The sequence below is a fragment of the Halovivax limisalsi genome (assembly GCF_023093535.1).
GTDB lineage: Archaea > Halobacteriota > Halobacteria > Halobacteriales > Natrialbaceae > Halovivax > Halovivax limisalsi.
In genome coordinates this window covers 264,949-286,009 of record NZ_CP095757.1, presented here as the reverse complement: position 1 = coordinate 286,009, position 21,061 = coordinate 264,949, and the positions used below count along the sequence as shown (strand labels likewise).

Sequence of the window (21,061 nt, the reverse complement as noted above, 5' to 3'; positions counted from 1 at the left end):
TTCCGGACTGGCACGATCGGTCGTGACGCGGATCGATACGCTAAGGCGGCCCCTCGTCCAACGCGGGTGTATGCCCACGCTCGCCATCACCGGCGGTCGGGTGCTCCGGCCGGACCTGACCGTCGAGCGCGCCGACGTGCTGGTCGACCAGGCCGAGGGAACGATCCTCGAAGTCGGTTCGAATCTCGACGCCGACGAGACGCTCGACGCGACGGACTCGCTCGTCACGCCCGGCTTCGTCAACGGCCACTGCCACGTCGCGATGACGCTCCTTCGCGGTTACGCCGACGACAAACCGCTCGACGCCTGGTTGCGGGAGGCCATCTGGCCGGCCGAGGCGGAACTCACCCCGGAGGCGATCGAGGCCGGCGCCGAGCTGGGCCTGCTGGAGATGATTCGGGCGGGGATCACCGGCTTCGCCGATATGTACTTCGAGATGGAGCGGGTCGCAGAGGCCGTCGACCGCGCGGGCGTTCGCGCCCGGCTCGGCCACGGCGTCATCTCCGTCGGGAAGGACCACGAAGACGCGCGGACGGACGCCGAAACCGGACTCGAATTCGCCCGCGCGTACGACGGCGCCGCCGACGGGCGCGTGCGGACGGCCTTCATGCCCCACTCGCTCACCACCGTGAGCGCGGAGATATACGAGGAATTCGTGCCGAAGGCGCGCGAGGCGGACCTTCCCGTTCACACCCACGCGAACGAGACCGAAGACGAGGTGACGCCTATCGTCGAGGAACGCGGCGTCCGACCGCTCGAGTACGCTCGCGATCTCGGCTTGCTCGAACCCGATGACTTCCTCGCCCACGGCGTCCACCTCGACGAAACGGAGATCGAGCTGTTGGCGGAGACGGGCGCGGGCGTGATCCACTGCCCGGCCTCGAACATGAAGCTCGCGAGCGGGATGGCGCCCGTTCAGGCCCTGCTCGACGCGGGCGTGACCGTCGGACTCGGCACCGACGGCGCCGGGTCGAACAACGACCTCTCGCTGCTCGACGAGGCGCGCGACGCGGCCATGCTCGGCAAGCTCGCGGCCGACGACGCCGCGGCCGTCCCCGCCGAGGCGGTCGTCGAGCTGGCGACCGCCGGGAGCGCCGCGGCGATCGGCTTGCCGGTCGGCCGTCTCGAGAAGGGCGGCGTCGCAGACCTCGCCGTGATCGGCCTCGCGACGCCGCACCTCACGCCCGCTCACGACCTCGTGAGCCACCTGGCCTACGCCGCCGCGGCGAGCGACGTCCGCCACACGATCTGTGACGGACGGGTGCTCATGCGCGATCGCGAGGTGACGACGCTCGAAGCCGACCGCGTCCGCGAACGCGCGGCGGCCGAGGCGGCGGCGCTCGTCGAGCGCGCCCGGGCCTGAGCCGGCCGACCGGCGCGGGACGCCCCGTGACGGAGCCCTCCGCCGCCCGCCAATTCACGCAGAGTTAAACGTTCAGATTCCGTTTTAAACGCTCTAACTGAATTTCGTCGCTTCCTGTACGACGGCGAACGGAACGAACCGCTTGGGGGCTTTATCCGGTGATCCGGCGATGCACCGAGTGCAATGAATCGTACCACCACATCCATCGCCGTCGTGCTGGCCGGCATGCTGGTCCTTTCGGCACTGGCACCGGTCGGGGCGGCCGTTTCGCAGGATACGGACGACCTGTCGGTCTCGGTTTCGAACCCGGCCGATCCGGTCGTGACGGTCACGGCGAACGACACGCCGGCCGACAACGCGACGGTCGACGTGTCGCTCGCGGACGACGCGGGCGATGACGACAACGAGTCGGACGACGAGGATGACGAGAGCGACGACGGCGACGAGGAGGAGAGCGACGACAACGAATCGACCGACGCCGAGCCCGCCGCAGGCGACGAGTCGGACGACGGGGACGAAGCGGACGGTGGCGACGACACCGAAAGCGACGATGATGACGAGGCGGACGACGATGACGAAGACGAAAGCGACGACGAGGACGCGGACGACGGCGACGATGAAGCAGACGATGACGGGGAAGACGACGTGAGTTACGCCGGCGTCGGCACGTACACGACCGACGAGAACGGCACGGTCGACCTCCCGGCCCCGAGCGAGGAGGTGACGATCGTGGTCACGGCCACCGTCGAGAACACCTCGGTCTCGACGACGGTCGAAATCGGTGCTGACGAATCGGAGAACGCCTTCGGTCAGCTCCTCTCGCAGTTCATCCACGATAACAAAGACGACGTCGACGGCCCCTTCGGCCTCGCCGTCGCCAACTTCATCTTCGAGCACGGTCCCGGTAACGCGCCAGACCACGCCGGACCGTCGGGTGACGCGGGCCCGCCGAGTGACGGCGACCAGGGACCGCCGGACCACGCCGGTCCGCCGGATGACGCCGACGACGGAGACGACGAGGACGCCGACGACGAAGACGAGACGGACGACGAGACCGGAGACGACGATGGGCAGGACGACGACGCCGGCAACGGACCGCCGGATCGCGCCGGGCCCTGACGACCTGCGATAACGCACCCACCTGGCATCACGTGCGAGCCCGCCACGCCTGTCAGCAGCTCACCCCACTACAATCGAGATGTCGGCTCCGAACGGGCCGATGCAGTCAGTTCCGATTTTTGCGTCTGTTCGGACCGACGTCCTGAATAGCGTACGCACTCGGCCCGAACCGCGTCACTCGTCCCGTGTTGCATCAGCGAACCAGCTCGGCGAAGACCCGCGCCTCGATCTTCCGAAGGTGTTCGCCGGCCGTCGAGGGGGTGACGTCGAGTTCGCGGGCCACCTCGGCCAGGCTGGCGGCGCGCGGTTCGCGGTAGTACCCCGCCTCCACCGCCGCCGTCAGGACCTCCCGCTGGCGGTCGGTCAGCACCCCGAGCAGTTCCGCCTCGTCGGGATCGTACGAACCCGTTTCGAGGACGTCGACGGAGAGCGCGTCACCGGCCGCGGCGGTCCGGTACAGCCGCCGGATCCCTCCGTCGCTTCCCAGGACAGTCACCCGTAGCGACCCGTCGTCGCCGATTCGGATCGGGTACTCGACGCTGAGGTTCGATTCGCGCGGCAGTGTCAGCAGGCGCTCGACCGCGTCCGTCGGTTCGAACCGACTCACCGCGAGCCAGCGGTCGGTCCCGGTGGCCAGCGAGTCGATCACGTGCGGCGAGGTCGCCGCGATCTCCTCGTATCGCTCGCGGTCGCCGCTCCCTTCCGCGAACAGCACCACGGTCCCGTCGTCCCGCGCGTCGACGGAGTGGATCGCCTCGCGCGTGATCGTCGGTTCCGCGGTCAGCGCCTCGCCGAGCGGGTGGAGGCCGCCGTTCTCGCTCGGATCGATTCGGACCGTCAGGTACCGCATTCGTCGCTCGGTCGCACCCAATACACTTAAAGAACCGTTTCAACGGGGCAGCATTCCCTTCGAACTGCCGACGAAACGACGAGTATGAACGAGGTCGACCGCCACGCCCGAACGGACCGGACTGCGAGCGCGACCGAACCGAGCGAGGAGCGCGAGACCGAACGGTACGACGCGAACGGACGATGCGATCCGAGCGAAGCGTCGACGACGGGACGGATCGGGGAGCCGGGAGCCGCTTCCGACGCCCTCGACGTCGCGATCGTCGGCGGCGGCATCTGCGGGTTGACGACCGCGCTCGCGCTCGAACGGCGGGGCATCGAACCGACGGTTTACGAGGCCGCGAGCGAGTACCGGCCCGTCGGCGCCGGCATCTCGCTCCAGCCGAACGCGATGCTCGTCTTCGACCGACTGGGGATCGCCGCGTCGATCCGATCGGCCGGCGTGGCGCTCGACCGCGTCACGATCCGATCCTCGAGCGGTCGCACCCTGCAGCGATTCGATGTGGCCGGCGTCGAGCGTGACGCGTTCGGCGTCGGGTTCGTCGCGATTCATCGCGGCGACCTCCTGAGAATCCTCCGCGACGCGCTCGACACTCGGGTCGAGACGGACATGCCGTGCGCGACCGTTTCGTCGACGGAGCCGCCGGTCGCCCGATTCGAAGACGGGACCACGGTTCGGCCGGACGTCCTCCTCGGCGCGGACGGCATCGACTCCGTGGTGCGCGACGCGGTCGTCGACGGAGTCGGTCGACGCCCGCTTCCGACCGTCGCCTATCGGGCCGTCGTCCCGGTCACCCTCCCGGCGCAGGCTCGAACCGCCGGTTGCGAAATCTGGGGTCAAGGCACCTACACGGGCGGCGCACCGATCGACGACGATCGCTTCTACTGGTTCGCCACCGCCCCCGACTCGCTGGTCCCGGTCGACGCGGATCCTGCGACGCGTCTGGCCGCCCTCCGAGATCGCCACGCGGCCGCTCCCGAACCGATACCGACCGTGCTGGACGCGCTCGAACCGGACGACGTCATCCGGTCGGCGCTCGCCGACCTCCCGACGCTCGAGCGCTGGCACCGCGATCGGGTCGCGCTCGCCGGCGACGCCGCCCACGCGATGTGTCCCTTCGCCGGGCAGGGCGCCGCCCAGGGCATCGAGGACGCCCTCGTTCTCGCCGATACCCTCGCGACCGGAGACGACACCGAATCGGCGCTGGCGGCCTACGAACGCGAGCGAAAGCCCCGTGCCGATCGGGCCCGGGCCGAATCCCGGCGGCTGGGATCGCTGGCGACGATCGAGTCGCGGGCCGGCGCGACAGCCCGGAACCTGCTCGCCGCGATGGTGCCGACTCGGCTTGTCGACCGCATGCGGCGGCGTCGCGTGGCGAACGCGTCGCTCCCCGGGGACTAACGACCCACGAAGTCGCCGGAACGGCCGTCAACGGCGACGAGCGAGGGCGCTCGTGAGAACGAGCGCGACGAGGGCGGCCACGGGCGAAAAGCCGGGCACGCCGTCGCCGCCAGCGGTCGCGTCCGCTGCCGACTCGTCGTCGGTGGAGCCGTCGCCCGGATCGACCGACGACGTCGACTCGTTGGCGCCCGGTCCACCGTCGCCAACCTCGTCCGTCCCGTCAGCCCCGTCTCTCCCCGTCCCATCGCCCCCGTCGTCCGGCGCCGGCTCGGCGACCGTCACGGTCCCGACCACGTCGGCGCCGACGGCGACCTCGTACTCGCCGGGCTCGTCGACCGTGTGGCTGAGGGTCGCTTCGACCGTTTCGCCGGCCGGGACCGAGACCGCGGCGGTCGCGACCACCTCGCCGTCGAGGGCGAGTTCGAGGGTGCGTTCGCCCGTCGCGTCGCCGTCGTTTGCGACCGTGACGCTGACCGCGACCGACTCGCCAACTTCGAGTTCGGCCGCGTCGAGGTCGACCGACGCGATCGAGAGCGCCGGTTCCGGGTCCGGCGGGGGAGGTAACGCTGGGCCACCGCCGCCACCGTCGTCCTCGGTGACCGAGACGGTGAGCGATTCGGATACCGCGTTGCCCGCGCGGTCGAACGCGGTGATCGGCATCGTGTGATTCCCCGTCGTATCGGGTGCTTGCAGCGTCGCCGTCCAGTTCCCGCCCGATCGCCGGAGCGGGGTCGACCCGACGTCGACGGTCCCAACCCCGCTCGTCTCGTCCGACGCGTCGACGGTGAGATCGAAGGCCTCGCCGGGTTCGAGGTCGGTGCGTTGCGACGCGGTCACCGTCGCGATCGCGGGCGCCTCGCGGTCGATACCGACGGTCGCGTTCGTGACCGACTCCGCGTTCTGGAGTTCGTCGGTGCTGTAGTAGGAGATGGTGTGCGTTCCGTTCGCCGACAGGGTGATCGGCCCGCTGTAGGTGCTGTAGGCCTGCCCGTCGACACTGACGAGGGTTTCGGTGACGTTCGTCGTCGCATCGGTCGCATCGAGAGCGATCTCGACCGACCCGTTGGTCCAGCCGTCGGACAGCGAGCGATTCGTCGCGAGCGTGGTCTCGGGTGCTGTGGTGTCGACCGTGACGGTCCGGCGACTGTCGGTCGACGTATCGTCGTCCGCATCGCGCACGTAGGTGGTCAGGGTGTGCGTACCGTCGGACAGGGTGCGGTTCGTCTCGAACCGGCCGTCTCCATCGGCGGTCGTGCCGTCACAGCCGAGCGCTCGGAACTGGCCGCCGTCCACCGAGAGGTAGGCCCGGTACGACGCGTCGTACGGACTCGCCGCCTCGATCGTGAGCGGAACCGTGCTCTCGTTGGTGAGCGCGGTCCCGTCGGCGAAGTCGGCCGTTATCCCGGTGGGGACCACGTCGGCGAAGGCGTCGCCGGTGATGTCGACGAAGGTATCGTTGTAGGAGGCGTTCCGAGCGGTGAACGTCCCCGAGTCGTCGTGGTGGACTCGCTGCGCGGGTTCGATCTGGGTGCCCTCGTGGTACTCGTTCCACGTCTGGACCAGGAGGTGCGAGAGCCCGGTGTCGACGAGGTCGGTGATGGCGGTCTCGTATTCCGTCGCGTTCCGTTTGAGAAACGGCGCGCCTTCGGGGTGGGGTTTCGTGAACCCGGGTGAGACGTAACCCGAGGTCGGCTGGGTTCCCCACCGATTTGCCGGGGCGTACTGGTGCCAGCCGTCGATCCCCGGCTCCGTCGCGGCCATGTCCCCGTTGACTTTGAGGACGACGTGGACGTCGGTCTGGTTCTTCACGCGCCGCCAGCGCTCCGGGTAGGTGGTGTTCTCTCCCGCCTGGAGGTCGCCGTCGTCGGTCAGTTCACCGTAGACGTACACCACCGGCGAGCCGTTGATGGTGTAGTAGTACGGACTGTCGGCGTAGTTCGCTTTGATGTACTCGATGTCGTCGACGATTTCGTCCACCGGCGGATCGTCGTAGTTGTCGAAGCCGTTGTATCCCGGTCCCTCTTTCTCGTAATACAGTGCCCACTGAAGATTCCGGTGCGGGTTCGTCGTGCCGGGCATGATCTCGTCGATGATGGTGTCGAAGCGCTCGTCCGTCGGCGAGCCCTGCCCCCACCACGACGAGATTGCGACCTCGATGTTCGCCCGCCGCATCTTCTCGAACTGCCACCGTTTGACGCTTCGATTACTGCTGTTGTACAACTCCACCCCGGGATCGAATCCCGGGACGAGATCCGGGGTGTAGTTCGCGTACCACGTATCGGGCGGCGAGTGGCCCTGATCGCTCCAGTGTGCCTCGTCGCCGTACCACGGATAGAAGAACGTCGCCGCGGTCTGGTCCGGTTTCGTCAGCGTCGCGGACGCGTTCTGGCACGTTGCAACTTGCGACTGGACCGAACCCTGATCGATGGTCGGTGACGGGGGAGCGTCGCCCGCCGTGACCGCCGGGGCGACGATGCCGATCGAAAGGAGCGTCACGACGATCAGACAGACGATCGATCGTGAGAATGCCATTACACAGCACTTCACACGATCGTCGCAAATAGATTGTCGATGCTTTCAACCGGATCGAAGTACATAGAAGCGGTCGCTCTCGCCGGTCGCGATAGTGGCAATCGAGGGCGACTGGACGGACGGAACGGTTGCACCGATCCGCGTGCCCGTTCACCTCGCTACCGACGCCGAGCGAGGGCGCTCGCGAGCACGATCGCGACGAGGGCGGCCACGGGCGAGAAGCCGGGCACGCCGTCGCCGCCAGCGGTCGCGTCCGCTGCCGACTCGTCGTCGGTGGAGCCGTCGTCCGACGACCCGGATGCGTTCCCGTCCGATCCCCCGTCACCGACCCCGTCCGAGCCGCCAGTCCCGTCTTCGCTGGTCCCGTCCTCGCCGTCGGATTCGCCGTCCGGCGACCCCGGCTCTGAGACCGTCACGGTCGCGACGACCTCGCCGGCGACCGCGAGGTCGTACTCGCCGGGTTCCTCGATGACGTGTGAGAGCGTCGCCGTGGTTTCCTCCCCGGCCGGCACCGAGAGCTCGGTCGTCGCGACGACCGAACCGTCGAGCGCGAGTTCGAGCGTCCGCTCCCCGGCGGCGTCACCGTCGTTCGCGACGACGACGGAGACGGCAACGGCCTCACCGGCTTCGATCTCCGCGGCGTCGAGGTCCACCGACGCGATCGAGAGCGACGGCTCCGACTCCGGCGGCGGTGGCGGCAATGCCGGGCCGCCACCGCCCGATTCCTCGACGGTGACGGTCGCGTTCGCCGTCTCGTTCGGGGTGGCGACGGTGTAGGTCAGATTCCCGGCCGAGTCGGGTTCGTGGCTGAAGGTGACCGTGGTGTTCTCGTTCCGCTGCACGGAGTCGGTGGCGTTCAGTGAGACGTTTCGGCTCGTCGCCTCGGACCCGTCGACCAGCAGTGACACGGTTTCGTTCCAGTCCTCGGAGCCGGGGTTCGAGACGGTCGCCGAGAGCCCGACCGTATCGCCCGCGTCGACGCTCCCCGGCGCCGACAGGTTGGCGAGGGCGAAGTAGTGCGCCCGCTGGGTGAGGGTCGCGTTCACGTCCGCGACCGATCCGGACACGTTCGCGACCGTGGTCTCGTTCGCGGCGAACCCGGCCCGTTCGAACGAGACCGCGTACGTTCGGTTCGCGCCGCGGACGGCGTCGAACCGGTAGTCGCCGCCCTCGCCCGTCTCGGTCTCGTACGCGAGGCCGGTCCCGTCGGCCGCGTCGATGCGGACCCCTGGAAGCGACTCGCCCGCGGCGGTTTCGACGCAGCCCCCAAGCGATGCCGTCCCCGGTAGCGAGAGGGGATCGAGCGTGACGTTGGTTTCGTCGACCGAGACGGTCCGGTTCGCGCGCTCGTAGCCGGTCGCGTCGACGGCGATCGAGTACGACGCCCCGGCGGCCGGGATCGAATCGATGACGACAGCGCCGGTGGCGTTCGCCGTCACGTTCGCCAGGGGCGTCTCAGTACCGCTGGCGCTGACGGTGAGGGTCGCGTTCGCGATCGCGTCCGCCGCGGCGGCGTCGATCACGCGTCCCTCGATCGTGGCGCTCCCCTTCAGGGTCGCGTTCACCGTCGCGGTGGCGCCGTTCGCGAGATCGACCGTCCGGGTGACGGTCTCGTAGCCCGGCGCGTCGATCGTGACGCTGTACTCGCCCGGGAACCGCTCGTCGATCCGGAAGGTACCGTCACTGCCTGTCTCGGCGGTGACCGTACCGTAGGGGCCGCTCGCGGCGACCGTCGCGTTCGAGATCATGGCGTTCGTCCGGTCGCCGATGACCGTGCCCGCGACCGACGCGTTGCCCGTCACCGTCAGGTTCAGCTCGGTCGAGGCACCCTGCCGCCACGTCGCATTTTCACCGGCGACCATCCCGTCGACCTCGAAGGCGATCCGCTTCCCCTCGGTGCTCGGACCGCCGGCGACGGCCAGGCCGCCGTCGGTGCCGTACTCGCCGGGACTCGTCACCGTCGTCGTTCCCCTGACCTCGCCGTCGATCAGGGCCTCGACGGTCGTTCCTTCGGGGGCCGGACTTCCGCCGATCTCGACTGTTCCCGAGAACGCCGGATCTTCGGGCTCGACCGCCGACACCGCGTTCGCGAGCAGCTTTGCTCCTTCGGTTGTGTAGCTTCCGAACTCCGTGTCAGGACCCAGGCCGAGTGAGGCTGCGAGGATGGTGTTGGTGTTTTCGTCTATGGCGAGTCCGCTTCCGAGTGAACTCTCGGACTCGGTTGCGACTGTCGCGAGCACGTTCATCGAGGTGTTGTCGAAGGCGCTATAACTACCCCATCCATCTGCGACGGGAACACGCGACCCGACATCGTACCCGGAAAACAGTTCGTGCTCGGATCGGACGACGTAGGAGACCGTCTCCACCGTCTCATTCGTCCACCCAGCCATGGTATCTTCCGGATCATTGGTCACGTCGGCGTACTTCTTGATCCCGTTCGCGCCCCAGTACTGATCCAGATAGACGACGCCGATGTCCGACTCGTTCGTCGCGTTGATGAACGGTTCCGCGGTGCCGTCGCCGAGTTTCTGAACCACGTAGACGTCCACTGGACGCGACGAGTGGTCTACGTCGGCACGTACGGTCGGTCGGATGGCCGCATTCGCCGGAAGCTGGTCTTCGATCGCGCGGGAGACCACACCACCGTACGTTCTGTCGGTGTCGACGACCGCGATCGACGTGAACTCCGCTTTGACCGCAGTTGGCCCGGTAGCGACTGCCAATGTCTCGCCGTTTCCGCGGAATGTGTGATCGAGGCGGAGCTCGCCGGTCTGGTCGTAGGGCGTCTCGACGGTGATAGTCACCGTCTCGGCACCGTTCGGAATGGAAACCGGCTGGCCGAACGATGCCGATTCGCCGCCGACGACGAGGTCGAGTCCGTCTTCGGCGAGCGATCCGGTCGCGTTGACAACGAGTTCGGTCGCCGCATTGACGTCCACCGTCGCGGTAACGTTCGCGCCGGCCTCCACCGCTTCGGGCTGTGATTCGGACACGGCGGCGTCGAAGCCACTTTCGAGCGCGAAGTCGACCGACAACGACGTGTTCTCGGCCACATCGACGTCGGTCGAATTCGTCCCGTGGCCGAACGCCTCGGCCGTCAGCGTTCGATTCCCGCTCGTCGCGAAGAGCTCGTACTGTCCCGTCGCGTTGGTGGTGACGCTACGGACCGTCTCACCGTCGTCCACGGCGACCGTCGCGTCTGGAAGCGGATCCCCCTCGGGTCCGGTGACCGTTCCCGTCACCGTGCTCCCGTTGACCACTGCGTCGACGGCCGCGTAGGCGTCGATGATCCCGTGGCCGTATCGGATATCCTTCTCGTCGGGTGCGTCGTCCGGCTTCCAGGCGGAGGCGATCAGGGCCTCCCTGTAGTCTGCGGGATCGAGGTCCTCCTCGGTGACCGACTGCATGAGGGCCACCACGCCGGCGACGTGTGGCGTGGCCATGCTCGTCCCCCAGAGCTTTTCGTACCCGCCGCCTGCGGCCGTACTCACGACGGCCGAACCGGGGGCGGCGACGTCCGGGACGATCCACGAGTCCGGCCATCCGGTCGGCGCGTCGTGGAAGTTCGATTTCTGCACCGTTTCGCCGCCGGAGAACCCGGCGATGTCCGCCGATCGGTCGGACGCACCCACCGCGAGCGTGTTGTAGAGGTTACCCGGTGAGCCCGAGGTCCCCTCTCCCTCGTTCATCGACGCGGCGACGACGATGATCCCGACGTCGTTGGCGTTGCGAATGGGCTCGATAAGGTCGCTCCGATAGGCGTTATCCTGGCCCATGCTCAGGGAGATCGCGTCGACACCGCTCTCGTGGGTCGTCGCCCACTGCATGGCTTCGACCCACACGTCCCAGGTACCGCTACCGTCGGCACCCAGCACTTTCCCGTGGAGTAATTCCACGTCCGGCGCGACGCCGTAGTGCGTTCCGGTCCACTTCGCGTGGCCGCCGACCGTCCCGGTCACGTGCGTGCCGTGGCCGTTGTCGTCGTAGGGCTCGCCACGGTGGTTGATCGGATCGTACCATCCTGCGAGTTCCAGTTCCGGGTGATTCTCGACGTCGACGCCGCTGTCGAGAATCGCCACCGTCGCCCCCTCGCCCTGCGTGTCGAACTCGTCCCAGGCTTGCGGGACGTTTATCTGGTCTAGCCCGTAGGTCGTGCCGCCGTCGTGCGTGGCCGTCGGCGTCGCCGACGCGTCCCCACCTGAGGAAGCCGCCGGACCGGTTCCCTCGCCGATCGGCCCCGGCGGCGTCGCCTTCGATTCGCTCCCGATCGCACTGGCTCCTTCGAGTACGTAGTTCCGGTGAATCCGTTCGACGCCGTCGATCGTCGCCAAGGATTCGAGCGCGACCCGGTCGGTGTCGACGGTCACCAGCGCGGCGTTGGCGAGCCAGAACGACTTCTCGACCGAGACGCCTTCGGTACGAGCGGCCACCGTCTCGAACGGCGCCTGCGTCTCGCTGGCCGCCCGCTCGAGGGTCGCCGCGGCGTCGTCGCTCGCCTGCACCCTCGCCCGGTCGGCCGACTCGAAGCGCACGATCACCTCGATCTCGCCCGTCGCGTTGCGGACGGACTCGTCGATCGCGCTCGTCACGGTACCGCCCGTCTCGTCGACGGCGGTCGTGGCGATTTTCGTCGGACCGTCACCGTCGCCGGTCGTTTGCAGCGCCGTCCGGACGTCGCCGCTCGCCCCGTCGGACGTCGGCTCGCCGCTCGCCTGGTCCGACGGGACCGAAAGGCCCGCGCCGACGCCAGCGCCGACGCTCAGCAGGACCGCCGCGACCAAAACTATCAAAAATAATCGACGGTTTAACGCAAAATACATTGATATATGACCGTCACAATTCCAGGAACTAATGATTTTCCGAACCAACCGGTATTTGCATAACGATCCGGCGTTGCGATCGGCGGTGATCTCGGCCCCGACGCGGTTAGTCGTCTCGACGACGGGTGTGGGCGATAATCACGCAGAACGCCATCAGCGCGACGAGGGCGGCCACGGGCGAGAAGCCTGGAATCCCGTCGTCGCCAGGGGCGTCCGGTGAATCCGCACCGGGATCATCGCCTCCGCCGTCGGACCCGTCCGTCGCGTTCTCCGGGTCCGTCTCGGCCGACGCTTCGCCGCTGGCTCCCTCGTCGCTCGCCGCGCCCGCCGATTCCGCGCCACTCGATTCGGGGTCGACGACGGTGACCCTCCCCGCGCTTTCGCCGTCGACTGCGAGATCGTACTCGCCCGGTTCGTCGATGCCGTGTTCGAGCGTCGTCTTGGTCTTCTCGCCGGCGGGGACCGACACGTCCGTCGTCGCGACCGCGTCGCCGTCGAGTTCGAGGGTGAGCGTCCTGGAACCATCAGCGTCGCCGGTGTTTGCGACCGTCACGACAACGGTCGCCACGCCGCCGGCCTCTATCTCGTCGGTCGCGAGGGTCGCGTCGACGACGGAGAGCGACGGCTCGGATTCCGGCGGTGGCGGAAGCGGGAGGCCACCGCCGCCGGACTCCTCGACGGTGACGGTCGCACTCGCCGTCTCGTTGGCGACGACGTCGTAGGTTACCGCCCCCGCCGCTTCCGGCGTGTGCGAGAAGGCGACGGTGGTCCGGTTGGCCGTCCGCCAGGTGTCGGTCGCGTTCAGCGAGACGTTTTTGCTACTGACTTCGGTCTCGTTGGCCAGCAGCCTGACCGATTGGTTCCAGTCGGCAGTCCCGAGGTTCGAGACGGTCGCCGCGATCTCGACGGTGTCGCCGACGGTGACGGTCTCCGGGGCCGAGACGTTCTCGACCCCGAAGTAGTACGCGTGCTGCGTCAGGGTTACGTTGTAGTCGACGACGTCGGTCGAGACGGACTCGGTTCGCGACTCGTTCTCGAAGACCCGGTGGCCGAACGCGACTTCGTACGACACGCCAGTGCCCGGGATCTGTGCGAGGTGGTAGGTCCCATCCCCGGCGGTCGTCGTTCGGTAGGTTCCCCCCTTCGCCGCGGCCGCGACGGAGACGTTCTCGATCCGTTCACCGGTGGTGGTGTTCACGGTCCCGGCGATCGACGCGTTGCCCGCCATCGAGAGGCCGCCGATCGAGTGCTCGGTCCCTTCGACCGAGACCGTTTGGGAGACGTTCTCGTAGCCGGGTGCGCTCGCGTTGACCGCGTAGGACGCGCCCGTCCCGGGGACGTGTTCGAGCGTGAACGCACCCGACTCGGAAGTCACGTTCGCGTCGATCTCGATCTCCCTGTCGGGGATGGACACGGTCACCGACGCATTCTCGATTCCGCGGTCGGTCACGGTGTCGACCACCGTCCCGTCGATTGCCGCGCCGCCCTGGAGTGCGACGTCGACTGATGGGGTGGATCCGGAGTCGACCGTCACCGTCTCCGAAATTGCCTCGTAGCCCGGCGCTTCGATCGACACGTTGTACTCCGAACCGGTCCCGGGAACGTTCGGCACGTGGACGTGACCGGATTCGTTCGCCCCCGTCGGCCCGATCACGAGATCGCCGTCGGGTCCGGTGACGGTCACCGACGCGTTGGCGAGCGCGTCGCCGGTCAGCGCGGCCGTGACGCTCGCGTTGATCGCCGCATCGCCGGCGAGTTCTCGGTCGAAGTCGACGGTTTCGGATTCTCGGACCGTGATCGGTTCCTCGAGCGGTACGTAACCGGTGGCGGTCACGTTGACGGTGTAGTCCGAGCCGTCGCCGGGAATTCCGTCGACGCGGAACCAACCGTCACCGTCGGTCCGATTCGGCTTGGTCTCGGTCACCCCGTCGGGGTAGGTGACCGTCACGTTCGCGCCGGAGACCGGTGCAGTCGAACCCGCGCTCGTCCCGGCCGAGGCCGCGTCGATGATGGTCCCCTCGACGACGCCGTCACCGTCGACCTGCACCGCCCCGACGTCGTTGTCACCGCCTGTTAGTTCCGTCAACTCGGTCAGCCGCGTCTCGTTGGCTCGGTAGCCGGCGGCGTCGACGACGAGGGTGTACTCGTAGCCGCTCGAAACGTTCGAAAGGTTGTAACCACCAGTACCGTCGCCGGTTCCCGCGTACGTTCCGAGTGAGTCGTTGCGCAATTCGACCGCTGCACCGTCGACGGGGGCGTTCGAGTACCGGTCCTCGACGGTAAGGGAGAGGTTCGCGTCGCCGGTGATCGGGATGGAGTCGAGGTCGACGGCGCCGTCATCCGGAACGGCAATCGATTCGTTCGTCGCCGTCCGGTAGCCGGAGACGTCGATCGTCAGGTCGACCGTCGAATCGCCGGCGACCTTCGAGAGAGCGAAATTCCCGTCCGCGTCGGTCGTGGTCGACGTCGAGAACGCGGAGCCGTCGGCGAACGTGACGGTGACGTCGGCCGAGGTGGTCGCGACGGCCGCGTTCGATTGTTCGGTCGCGTCGACGAGCGTCCCGGAGAGCGTCGCGTTGCCGTCGAGCGCGAGGTCTTCCGTCACGGACCCTTGCTGGACGGGCGTCGTTTGGACGGCCGATTGCTCGTATCCAGTGGCGGTCACGGTCACCGTATAGTCGCGCACCGCAGGCACGTCCCGGAACTCGTAGGTTCCGCTCGCGTCGGTCTGGGTGGTCGCACGCCAATCGTCGTCGACCCCCTCGATCGTCACGGTGGCTCCGTCGATCACCTCGCCGGTTGCGTTGTCCGTGACGGTGCCGGTGACCGATCCCGACGCGACGGATTGCGTCGCCGCGAACGCGTCGACGATGCCGTGTCCGTAGCGCGTGTCCTGGGAGTCGGGTGCATCCGCAGGCTTCCGGGCAGTTTCCTCGAGTGCGGTCGTGATTTCCGCTGGCGTGAGGTCGCGGTCCGTTGCCGATTCCATTAGCGAAACGACCCCCGAGACGTGGGGTGTTGCCATCGACGTGCCGGGTTTCGTGTCGTATCCGCCGCCAGGCACCGAACTTTTGATCGATACTCCTGGAGCCGCGACGTCTGGCACGATGTACTCGGCCGGCCAATCACTCGGCGCGTCGCTTCCCCAGTCGACGTCCGTGTCGACCGTTTCGCCGCTCGAAAAGGAGGCGATATTTTCGTTCGCGTCGGAGGCTCCGATCGCGAACGAATCGTAAATGTTCCCCGGCGTTCCCGACGTCCCTTCGCCGTCGTTCCCGGCCGCAGCTACGACTAAACTCCCCGCTGCCTGGGCGTTGCGAACGGGATCGATAAGCTGTGAGTAGTACCCTTCCGCCCCGAGGCTCATGCTGATTACGTCTGCGTCGTTGGTCACCGCCCACTCCATCCCGGCCGAAATCTGGGCGAACGATCCGGAGCCGCCGGAGAGTACCAGCCCGTGCATCACGTTCGTCTCCGGTGCGACGCCGATCCACTTCCCGCTGTTGTCCGCGCCGCTGACCGTTCCAGTGACGTGCGTCCCGTGATCGCCCGAATCGTACGGCGTCGAACCCGATATCCGATCGCCGTACCCATCGAATTCGGCCCAGCCGCCCGGATACGTCGGATCACTCGAATCCGTTGTGTAGAGGTCGATATCGGGGTGATCAGGGTCGACACCCGTGTCGAGTACGGCCACCTTGACGCCGCTTCCTTTCGTCCCGTATTCATCCCAGACTTGCGGCGCGTTGACCTGCTCCAGTCCGTACGTATAGTCGTTCGAATCCGACGTGGCGTCCGATCCACTGATTCCGACGACGGTGTCTGAGTGGACCGACTCAGATTGGACCTCCACCTCGAAGTTTTCGTGAACCTGGTCGACGCCGTCGATCCTCCCGATCGCCGCCAGCGGCACCCGCTCCGTATCCACCGTCACGAGCGCCGCGTTGGTAATCCAGAACTCGTTCTCGACGGTCACGCCGTCCGTTCGCGCGGCGAATCGGTGGAGCGGACCCTGCGACGCGCTCGCTTTGGTCTTGAGCGTCTCGACGGCGTTCTCGCTCGCCTGCACGGTCGCCCGATCGACCGGCTCGAACCGGACGATCACTTCGACCTCGCCCTCGGCGTCCTGCAGGGCTCGATCGATCTCGACGTCGGTCGTCGACTCGCTCTCGTTCGCCACCGCACCGTCCGAAACAGCGAGATCGGCGCCGGCGACTGCGCCTCCTGTCAGCGAAACGACCGCCAGAACGACCACTAGACTGGCGGTCGCCGCCGATAGTTTCTCCATCGTGAATTCCATCAATGGCGAACAGTCTCGATCACAGAATCTTAGAACTATTGCCCGAGTTGTGGCACACTAATCGGACAGTAGGTACATTAATTTTATATCATCGATCTGGTAACGGCGCTACGGGTCGGTAGCCACCCGTAACCTGTGTCGCTGTGTGCTGGTGGTCGATGGGCTCGGCTAGATCGATCCTGCCTCGCGTCTCCTCGGCTGCAGCATCGCCACCCTGCGAGTGTCCCCCAGCGTGCGCCAACCCGCCCTCACGCCTGATGGATCCCGATTCCACCGCGATCTCGCCCCTGCTCGCCGGGGTGGACTCGGCGGAAACGACCGAACGCCGTCGCTCTCGGTCGGCGTGCCGTCCGCGTGCCCTTCGGCGCCGGGACGCGATCGAGTCTAAAACTATTAGATTGCGAATATGCTCGGTGGATATGATAGACACTACTCCGTAGCCTTCGCTGGAAGCCGGCGTCTTCGGCAGTCGCAGGGGACTGCGTTCAGGAAATGTCCCGGGTGGAACCAGCACCCGAGACGCGTGGCTTCCAGACCCGATTGGAGGGTTTTGGTCGCCATGTTACGCAACACACCACCGAGACAAAAAGCTCTCGCCCGCCTGTGGTCCGAAGAGTCGAATCGCTCTCCGTCGACGATTTCAGATTCCGGGGCGCTAGGGTCGATCGTTACCGACCGGTTCGCCCAACCGGCCCGGAGGACGGTGGGATGAAATCCGTCGAGCGATCGAGCGGCGGAACCGGCGCTACCGTCTCGGCTCGCGTGTCGCTTCGCTCCCGCTCGCGTTTCCGAGGGCTCGCTTGCGCTCGCCCTCGTGGCCCACGACCGCGAGTGTGTTCGGTGTGATCGGGACGTGGCGACCGCGACTCTCTTCCGAGTGTCGATTCAGCCGCCAACGGGGTCCTCGGACCGATTCGCCGACGCCGACCGCTTCTGTTGCTCCGACTGCGTGGCGAGGACGGGAATGCTGGAGTTTACCGATCGATGGTCGGACCGCACACCAGACGCCTGGGCGGTCGTCGTAGCGCGAACGACCGGGTGGCCGGACGGCAGCCCAGACCTGCGTCCGGTCGCCGATCTGGTCTCCTTCCATCGTCGAACGGAACTTCCGTCGTGTACGCGGTGACAACCGAGTGCTTCCCCGTCTCGAACCACCTCGTGTGGCCGACGCCGGAGCTGATCGTGGAGAAACTGGCAACAAAGTGGGTGATTGGGGCGAATCGGCCGGGACGAGCGCGGACGGCGGAACGGACGCCGACGCGTTCCACGCGGCTGCCACCGAAGTTCGAGCGAGGATCGGGTCGTCGAAGGCCAGAAGCCCTAAGCGAAATCGGCCCCATCGACGATACTGTGAATTTGCGCTCCGGCTATTCGTCTCTGTCAAAAACTTCGGGGGTTCTCATCATCCGCGCCCTCGGACTGCTGTTCGCATTCGGCTTGGTCGCCGAATTCTGTCTCTTCTACGCTCTCGGATCGTCGTTCATCTTCACCGGCAGCTACATCGTCGGGATCGTCTCGATGCTCCCGTTTCTGATCGGGATCCTGTATGCACCGTTCTGGTTGCGCCGGTCCGACTTGTCTTCAGCTCGCTACCCGCGACTCATCGGGTGGCTGTTCGGTGGGCTCGTGACGTTCCTGGCCATGAACCTGGCGGTGCTTCCGACCAGACCACCCGAGTCGCCGGAAATGCTCGTCTCGTGGCTTCGCTGGGCGACCGTTATCGGCACCGCCGTCGGCCTGATGATCGGGATTATCGAAGCGCGAGCGATCGAACGCGCGACGGTCGCCGAGCGAGAGGCCGTTCGAACCGAACAGCTCGAAGAACAGCGAAACCTGCTCGATTACCTGAACAGCATTCTCCGCCACGAAATCCTGAATTCGGCGGCGATTATCGACGGCTACGCGTGCCGGCTTCGCGACGACGCGGACCCGCTGAGCGACGCGGGACGGGAGTGGGCGACCGTCATCCACGAGGAGGCCGGCGAACTCGAAGCCGTCATCGACGACGTTCGCTTCCTGCTTGCGACGGCCGCCGGCGACCACGAGCTGGAAGCGGTCGAACTCACGGCGGTGCTGCAGGAGGAGGTGACCAAACTGAATCGGGCGCACGAGGACGTCTCGATCGAAACCGCGATGCCGTCGTCGGTCCGCGTCCGCGGCGACGAATTGCTCGGCCGCGTGTTCGGCAACATCCTCTCGAACGCCGTCGTACACAACGACGACCCGAACCCACACGTTTCGATCGCCGTGGAAGAGCGAGGGGAAACCGTCCGCGTCGAGATCGAAGACGACGGTCCGGGGATCCCGGCCGAGAAACGCGAGACGCTCTTCGAACGGGATACGAACCACGCGAGCACGCACGGCCTCGGCCTCTATCTCGTCGACTCACTGGTCTCCCAGTACGGCGGAGAGGTGTCCCTGACCGAGACCGGCCCCGAGGGAAGTCAGTTCACCGTGGAGCTCCTGCGCGCCTCGACGGACGCCGAACGGGCCGTGCCGGACGAACCGGAAGCGCCCCAACGCTCGTAGACCCTCGCCCGGTCGTCGGTGCGGTGTCCACTTGCGGCGGTGGATCGGCGCGACATCTCGGGAGAGCGCTCGGGAGCGCAGCACACCCGACCACGATCAGTCCGTTCCACCACTGACTGCGGTTGGGAATCGGTATGGACCTGTGGAACGTTTTATCCCTGAAGTGGCGACGAACTGAGCGTCACCCGAAACCCAGTTCATCGAAGGTGTTGACAGCCAGCGCACCCGTCTCCGTCGCGACACCCGGTCGCCGATCAAAAACGAGGGTTATCTGGCGGTACCGGACGCGCCGATCTCGGGTTCGTCAGCGCGGTGGCGGTAGCGCCGGGTCGCGACGGCGACCATCGCGAGGCCGGCGAGGCCGACCAGGAGGTAGATCGCCGCTTCGAGCGCGGGCATCGAACCGAAGACGAGGTCGACGACGTTCAGGTTGCCGCCGACGAACTCGGCGAGGCCGACGAGGCCCCAGTTGAGTGCGCCGATGGTCACGAGGACCATGGCGAGCCATTCGATCGAACTGAATCGGGACGTGGTGGACGTAGACATTGGATTCACCGCATCTACATAGGCTGTCAGCGGAGATAAATGTCTCTCACGAACCGTCTGACTGTCCGTACATCGGGCTGCTCCGACCTGTTCACGAACTCCACTGGCCGAAACAGATGACCGTCAGTCCCGAAAGTGCGAGGAGGCCGATGGTCCCTGCGGCCATCCACGCTGGTTCCTCGACCGAATCGAGGGCGGCACCCGCGAGAGCGAGCATCCATCCGACGACGAACAGGGCGAGGGCGGCGCAAAACCGGTGCTGGGTGGCCGCCGATCGCGACGGTGCGTCTCGCGTCATGATTCCTGGGTGATGATCGAGCGATAGCCGGGTGAACCGGCCGTCGTCGCACCTTCCATCCCGGCCGCACGTATTTCCATCGGTCACCGGCAACGATCGCCCGCAAACGTCGCCGTGGCTCCCGCTCGCCGAAACACTGACGTAGCTCCGAGAGCGAGGTGAAAGTGATGGAACGGGACCCCGACGAGGGGATGCTGGGCTGGGACGAGACGGTGTTTCGCAACGAGTCCGTCTTCGAGATCGACTACCTTCCGGAGACGTTCAAGCACCGCGACTCCCAGATGGAGAGTCTCACGTACGCGCTGCGCCCGGCCGTTCGCGGGTCGCGCCCGCTCAACGTCCTCGTTCGCGGGCCGCCGGGGACCGGCAAGACGACGGCGATCCAGCGCCTCTACGACGAGATCGGCGCCGAGACCCGCGACGTCCGGACGATCCGGGTCAACTGCCAGGTCAACTCCACGCGCTACGCCGTCTTCTCTCGCCTGTTCGAGGGCACCTTCGACTACGAGCCGCCGTCGTCGGGCATCTCGTTCAAGAAACTGTTCGGCCAGATCGCCGAGCAACTCGTCGAGGACGATCGCGTCCTCGTCGTCGCGCTCGACGACGTCAACTACCTATTCTACGAGAACGAGGCCTCCGACACGCTCTACTCGCTGCTTCGCGCCCACGAAGAACACCCCGGCGCGAAGGTCGGCGTCATCGTCGTCTCCTCCGATCCCACGCTCGACGTCGTGAACGAACTCGACGCGCGCGTCCAGAGCGTCTTCCGACCGGAGGACATCTACTTCCCGGTCTACGACGAGGGCGAGATCGTCGATATCCTCCGCGAACGCGTCGATCGCGGGTTCAACGAGGGCGTCGTCACCGCGCCGGTCCTCGATCGCGTCGCCGAGCTCACCGCCGAGAGCGGCGACCTGCGGGTCGGCATCGACCTCTTCAAGCGCGCCGGCCTCAACGCCGAGATGCGCGGCTCGAAGACCATCTCCGAGGACGACGTCGAGTCGGCCTACGAGACCTCGAAGTACATCAGCCTCTCGCGGAGCCTGCAGGGGCTGTCCGATTCGGAGCAGGCGCTGGTCCGCGTCATCGCGGAACACGACGGCGACCAGGCCGGCGACGTCTACGAGGCCTTCCGCGACGAGACCGAGTTGGGCTACACCCGCTACTCGGAGATCGTCAACAAGCTCGACCAGCTCGACCTGATCGACGCCGACTACGCCGAGATCGAGGGTCGCGGGCGCTCGCGATCGCTGTCGCTGTCCTACGAGACGGACGCCGTGCTCGAACGCCTGGAGTGACTCGG

11 protein-coding genes are annotated in these 21,061 nt (G+C 66.9%); 5 read left to right on the top strand and 6 right to left on the bottom strand.

Annotation, left to right across the window (positions count from 1 at the left end; all coding sequences use genetic code 11):
- Nucleotides 1–70 precede the first annotated feature (70 nt).
- Together MXA07_RS01210 and MXA07_RS01205 are read left to right on the top strand one after the other, a co-directional pair.
- Nucleotides 71–1,363, top strand: a complete 1,293-nt coding sequence (locus tag MXA07_RS01210; RefSeq protein WP_247730230.1) for an amidohydrolase — start codon at nt 71–73, stop codon at nt 1,361–1,363.
- Between the two features lie 183 nt (nt 1,364–1,546).
- Nucleotides 1,547–2,482 (top strand): hypothetical protein, encoded by a 936-nt coding sequence (locus tag MXA07_RS01205; protein ID WP_247730229.1) that lies wholly within the window; start codon nt 1,547–1,549, stop codon nt 2,480–2,482.
- A gap of 193 nt (nt 2,483–2,675) precedes the next feature.
- Here the strand turns inward: MXA07_RS01205 and MXA07_RS01200 are convergent, their stop codons facing one another.
- Complete coding sequence (locus MXA07_RS01200; protein WP_247730228.1) at nt 2,676–3,332, bottom strand: helix-turn-helix domain-containing protein; 657 nt, start codon at nt 3,330–3,332, stop codon at nt 2,676–2,678.
- Between the two features lie 84 nt (nt 3,333–3,416).
- Here MXA07_RS01200 and MXA07_RS01195 point away from each other — a divergent pair, with 84 nt between their 5' ends.
- Nucleotides 3,417–4,733 (top strand): FAD-dependent oxidoreductase, encoded by a 1,317-nt coding sequence (locus tag MXA07_RS01195; RefSeq protein ID WP_247730227.1) that lies wholly within the window; start codon nt 3,417–3,419, stop codon nt 4,731–4,733.
- Between the two features lie 27 nt (nt 4,734–4,760).
- Here MXA07_RS01195 and MXA07_RS01190 read toward each other — a convergent pair whose 3' ends face one another.
- From MXA07_RS01190 to MXA07_RS01180, 3 genes are all read right to left on the bottom strand, one after another.
- The gene (locus tag MXA07_RS01190; RefSeq protein WP_247730226.1) at nt 4,761–7,265 is read right to left on the bottom strand and encodes an OmpL47-type beta-barrel domain-containing protein; all 2,505 of its coding nucleotides are present in this window, start codon (nt 7,263–7,265) and stop codon (nt 4,761–4,763) included.
- Nucleotides 7,266–7,423: 158 nt separating this feature from the next.
- Entirely contained in the window at nt 7,424–12,085 is a 4,662-nt protein-coding gene (locus MXA07_RS01185) for a S8 family serine peptidase (protein WP_247730225.1), read from the bottom strand.
- 106 nt (nt 12,086–12,191) lie between these two features.
- A complete protein-coding gene (locus MXA07_RS01180) occupies nt 12,192–16,385 on the bottom strand; it encodes a carboxypeptidase regulatory-like domain-containing protein (RefSeq protein ID WP_247730224.1) in 4,194 nt (1,397 codons plus the stop codon).
- 1,350 nt (nt 16,386–17,735) lie between these two features.
- Here MXA07_RS01180 and MXA07_RS01175 point away from each other — a divergent pair.
- A complete protein-coding gene (locus MXA07_RS01175; RefSeq protein ID WP_247730223.1) occupies nt 17,736–18,914 on the top strand; it encodes a sensor histidine kinase in 1,179 nt (392 codons plus the stop codon).
- 267 nt (nt 18,915–19,181) lie between these two features.
- Here MXA07_RS01175 and MXA07_RS01170 read toward each other — a convergent pair whose 3' ends face one another.
- Both MXA07_RS01170 and MXA07_RS01165 read right to left on the bottom strand, forming a co-directional pair.
- The gene (locus MXA07_RS01170; RefSeq protein ID WP_247730222.1) at nt 19,182–19,460 is read right to left on the bottom strand and encodes a DUF378 domain-containing protein; all 279 of its coding nucleotides are present in this window, start codon (nt 19,458–19,460) and stop codon (nt 19,182–19,184) included.
- A gap of 91 nt (nt 19,461–19,551) precedes the next feature.
- Nucleotides 19,552–19,758 carry a hypothetical protein gene (locus tag MXA07_RS01165; protein WP_247730221.1) on the bottom strand — a complete coding sequence of 69 codons (207 nt, stop codon included), beginning with the start codon at nt 19,756–19,758 and terminating at the stop codon, nt 19,552–19,554.
- Between the two features lie 167 nt (nt 19,759–19,925).
- Between MXA07_RS01165 and MXA07_RS01160 the strand changes: the two genes are divergently transcribed.
- Nucleotides 19,926–21,056 carry an ORC1-type DNA replication protein gene (locus MXA07_RS01160; protein WP_247730220.1) on the top strand — a complete coding sequence of 377 codons (1,131 nt, stop codon included), beginning with the start codon at nt 19,926–19,928 and terminating at the stop codon, nt 21,054–21,056.
- The last annotated feature ends 5 nt before the right edge of the window (nt 21,057–21,061 follow it).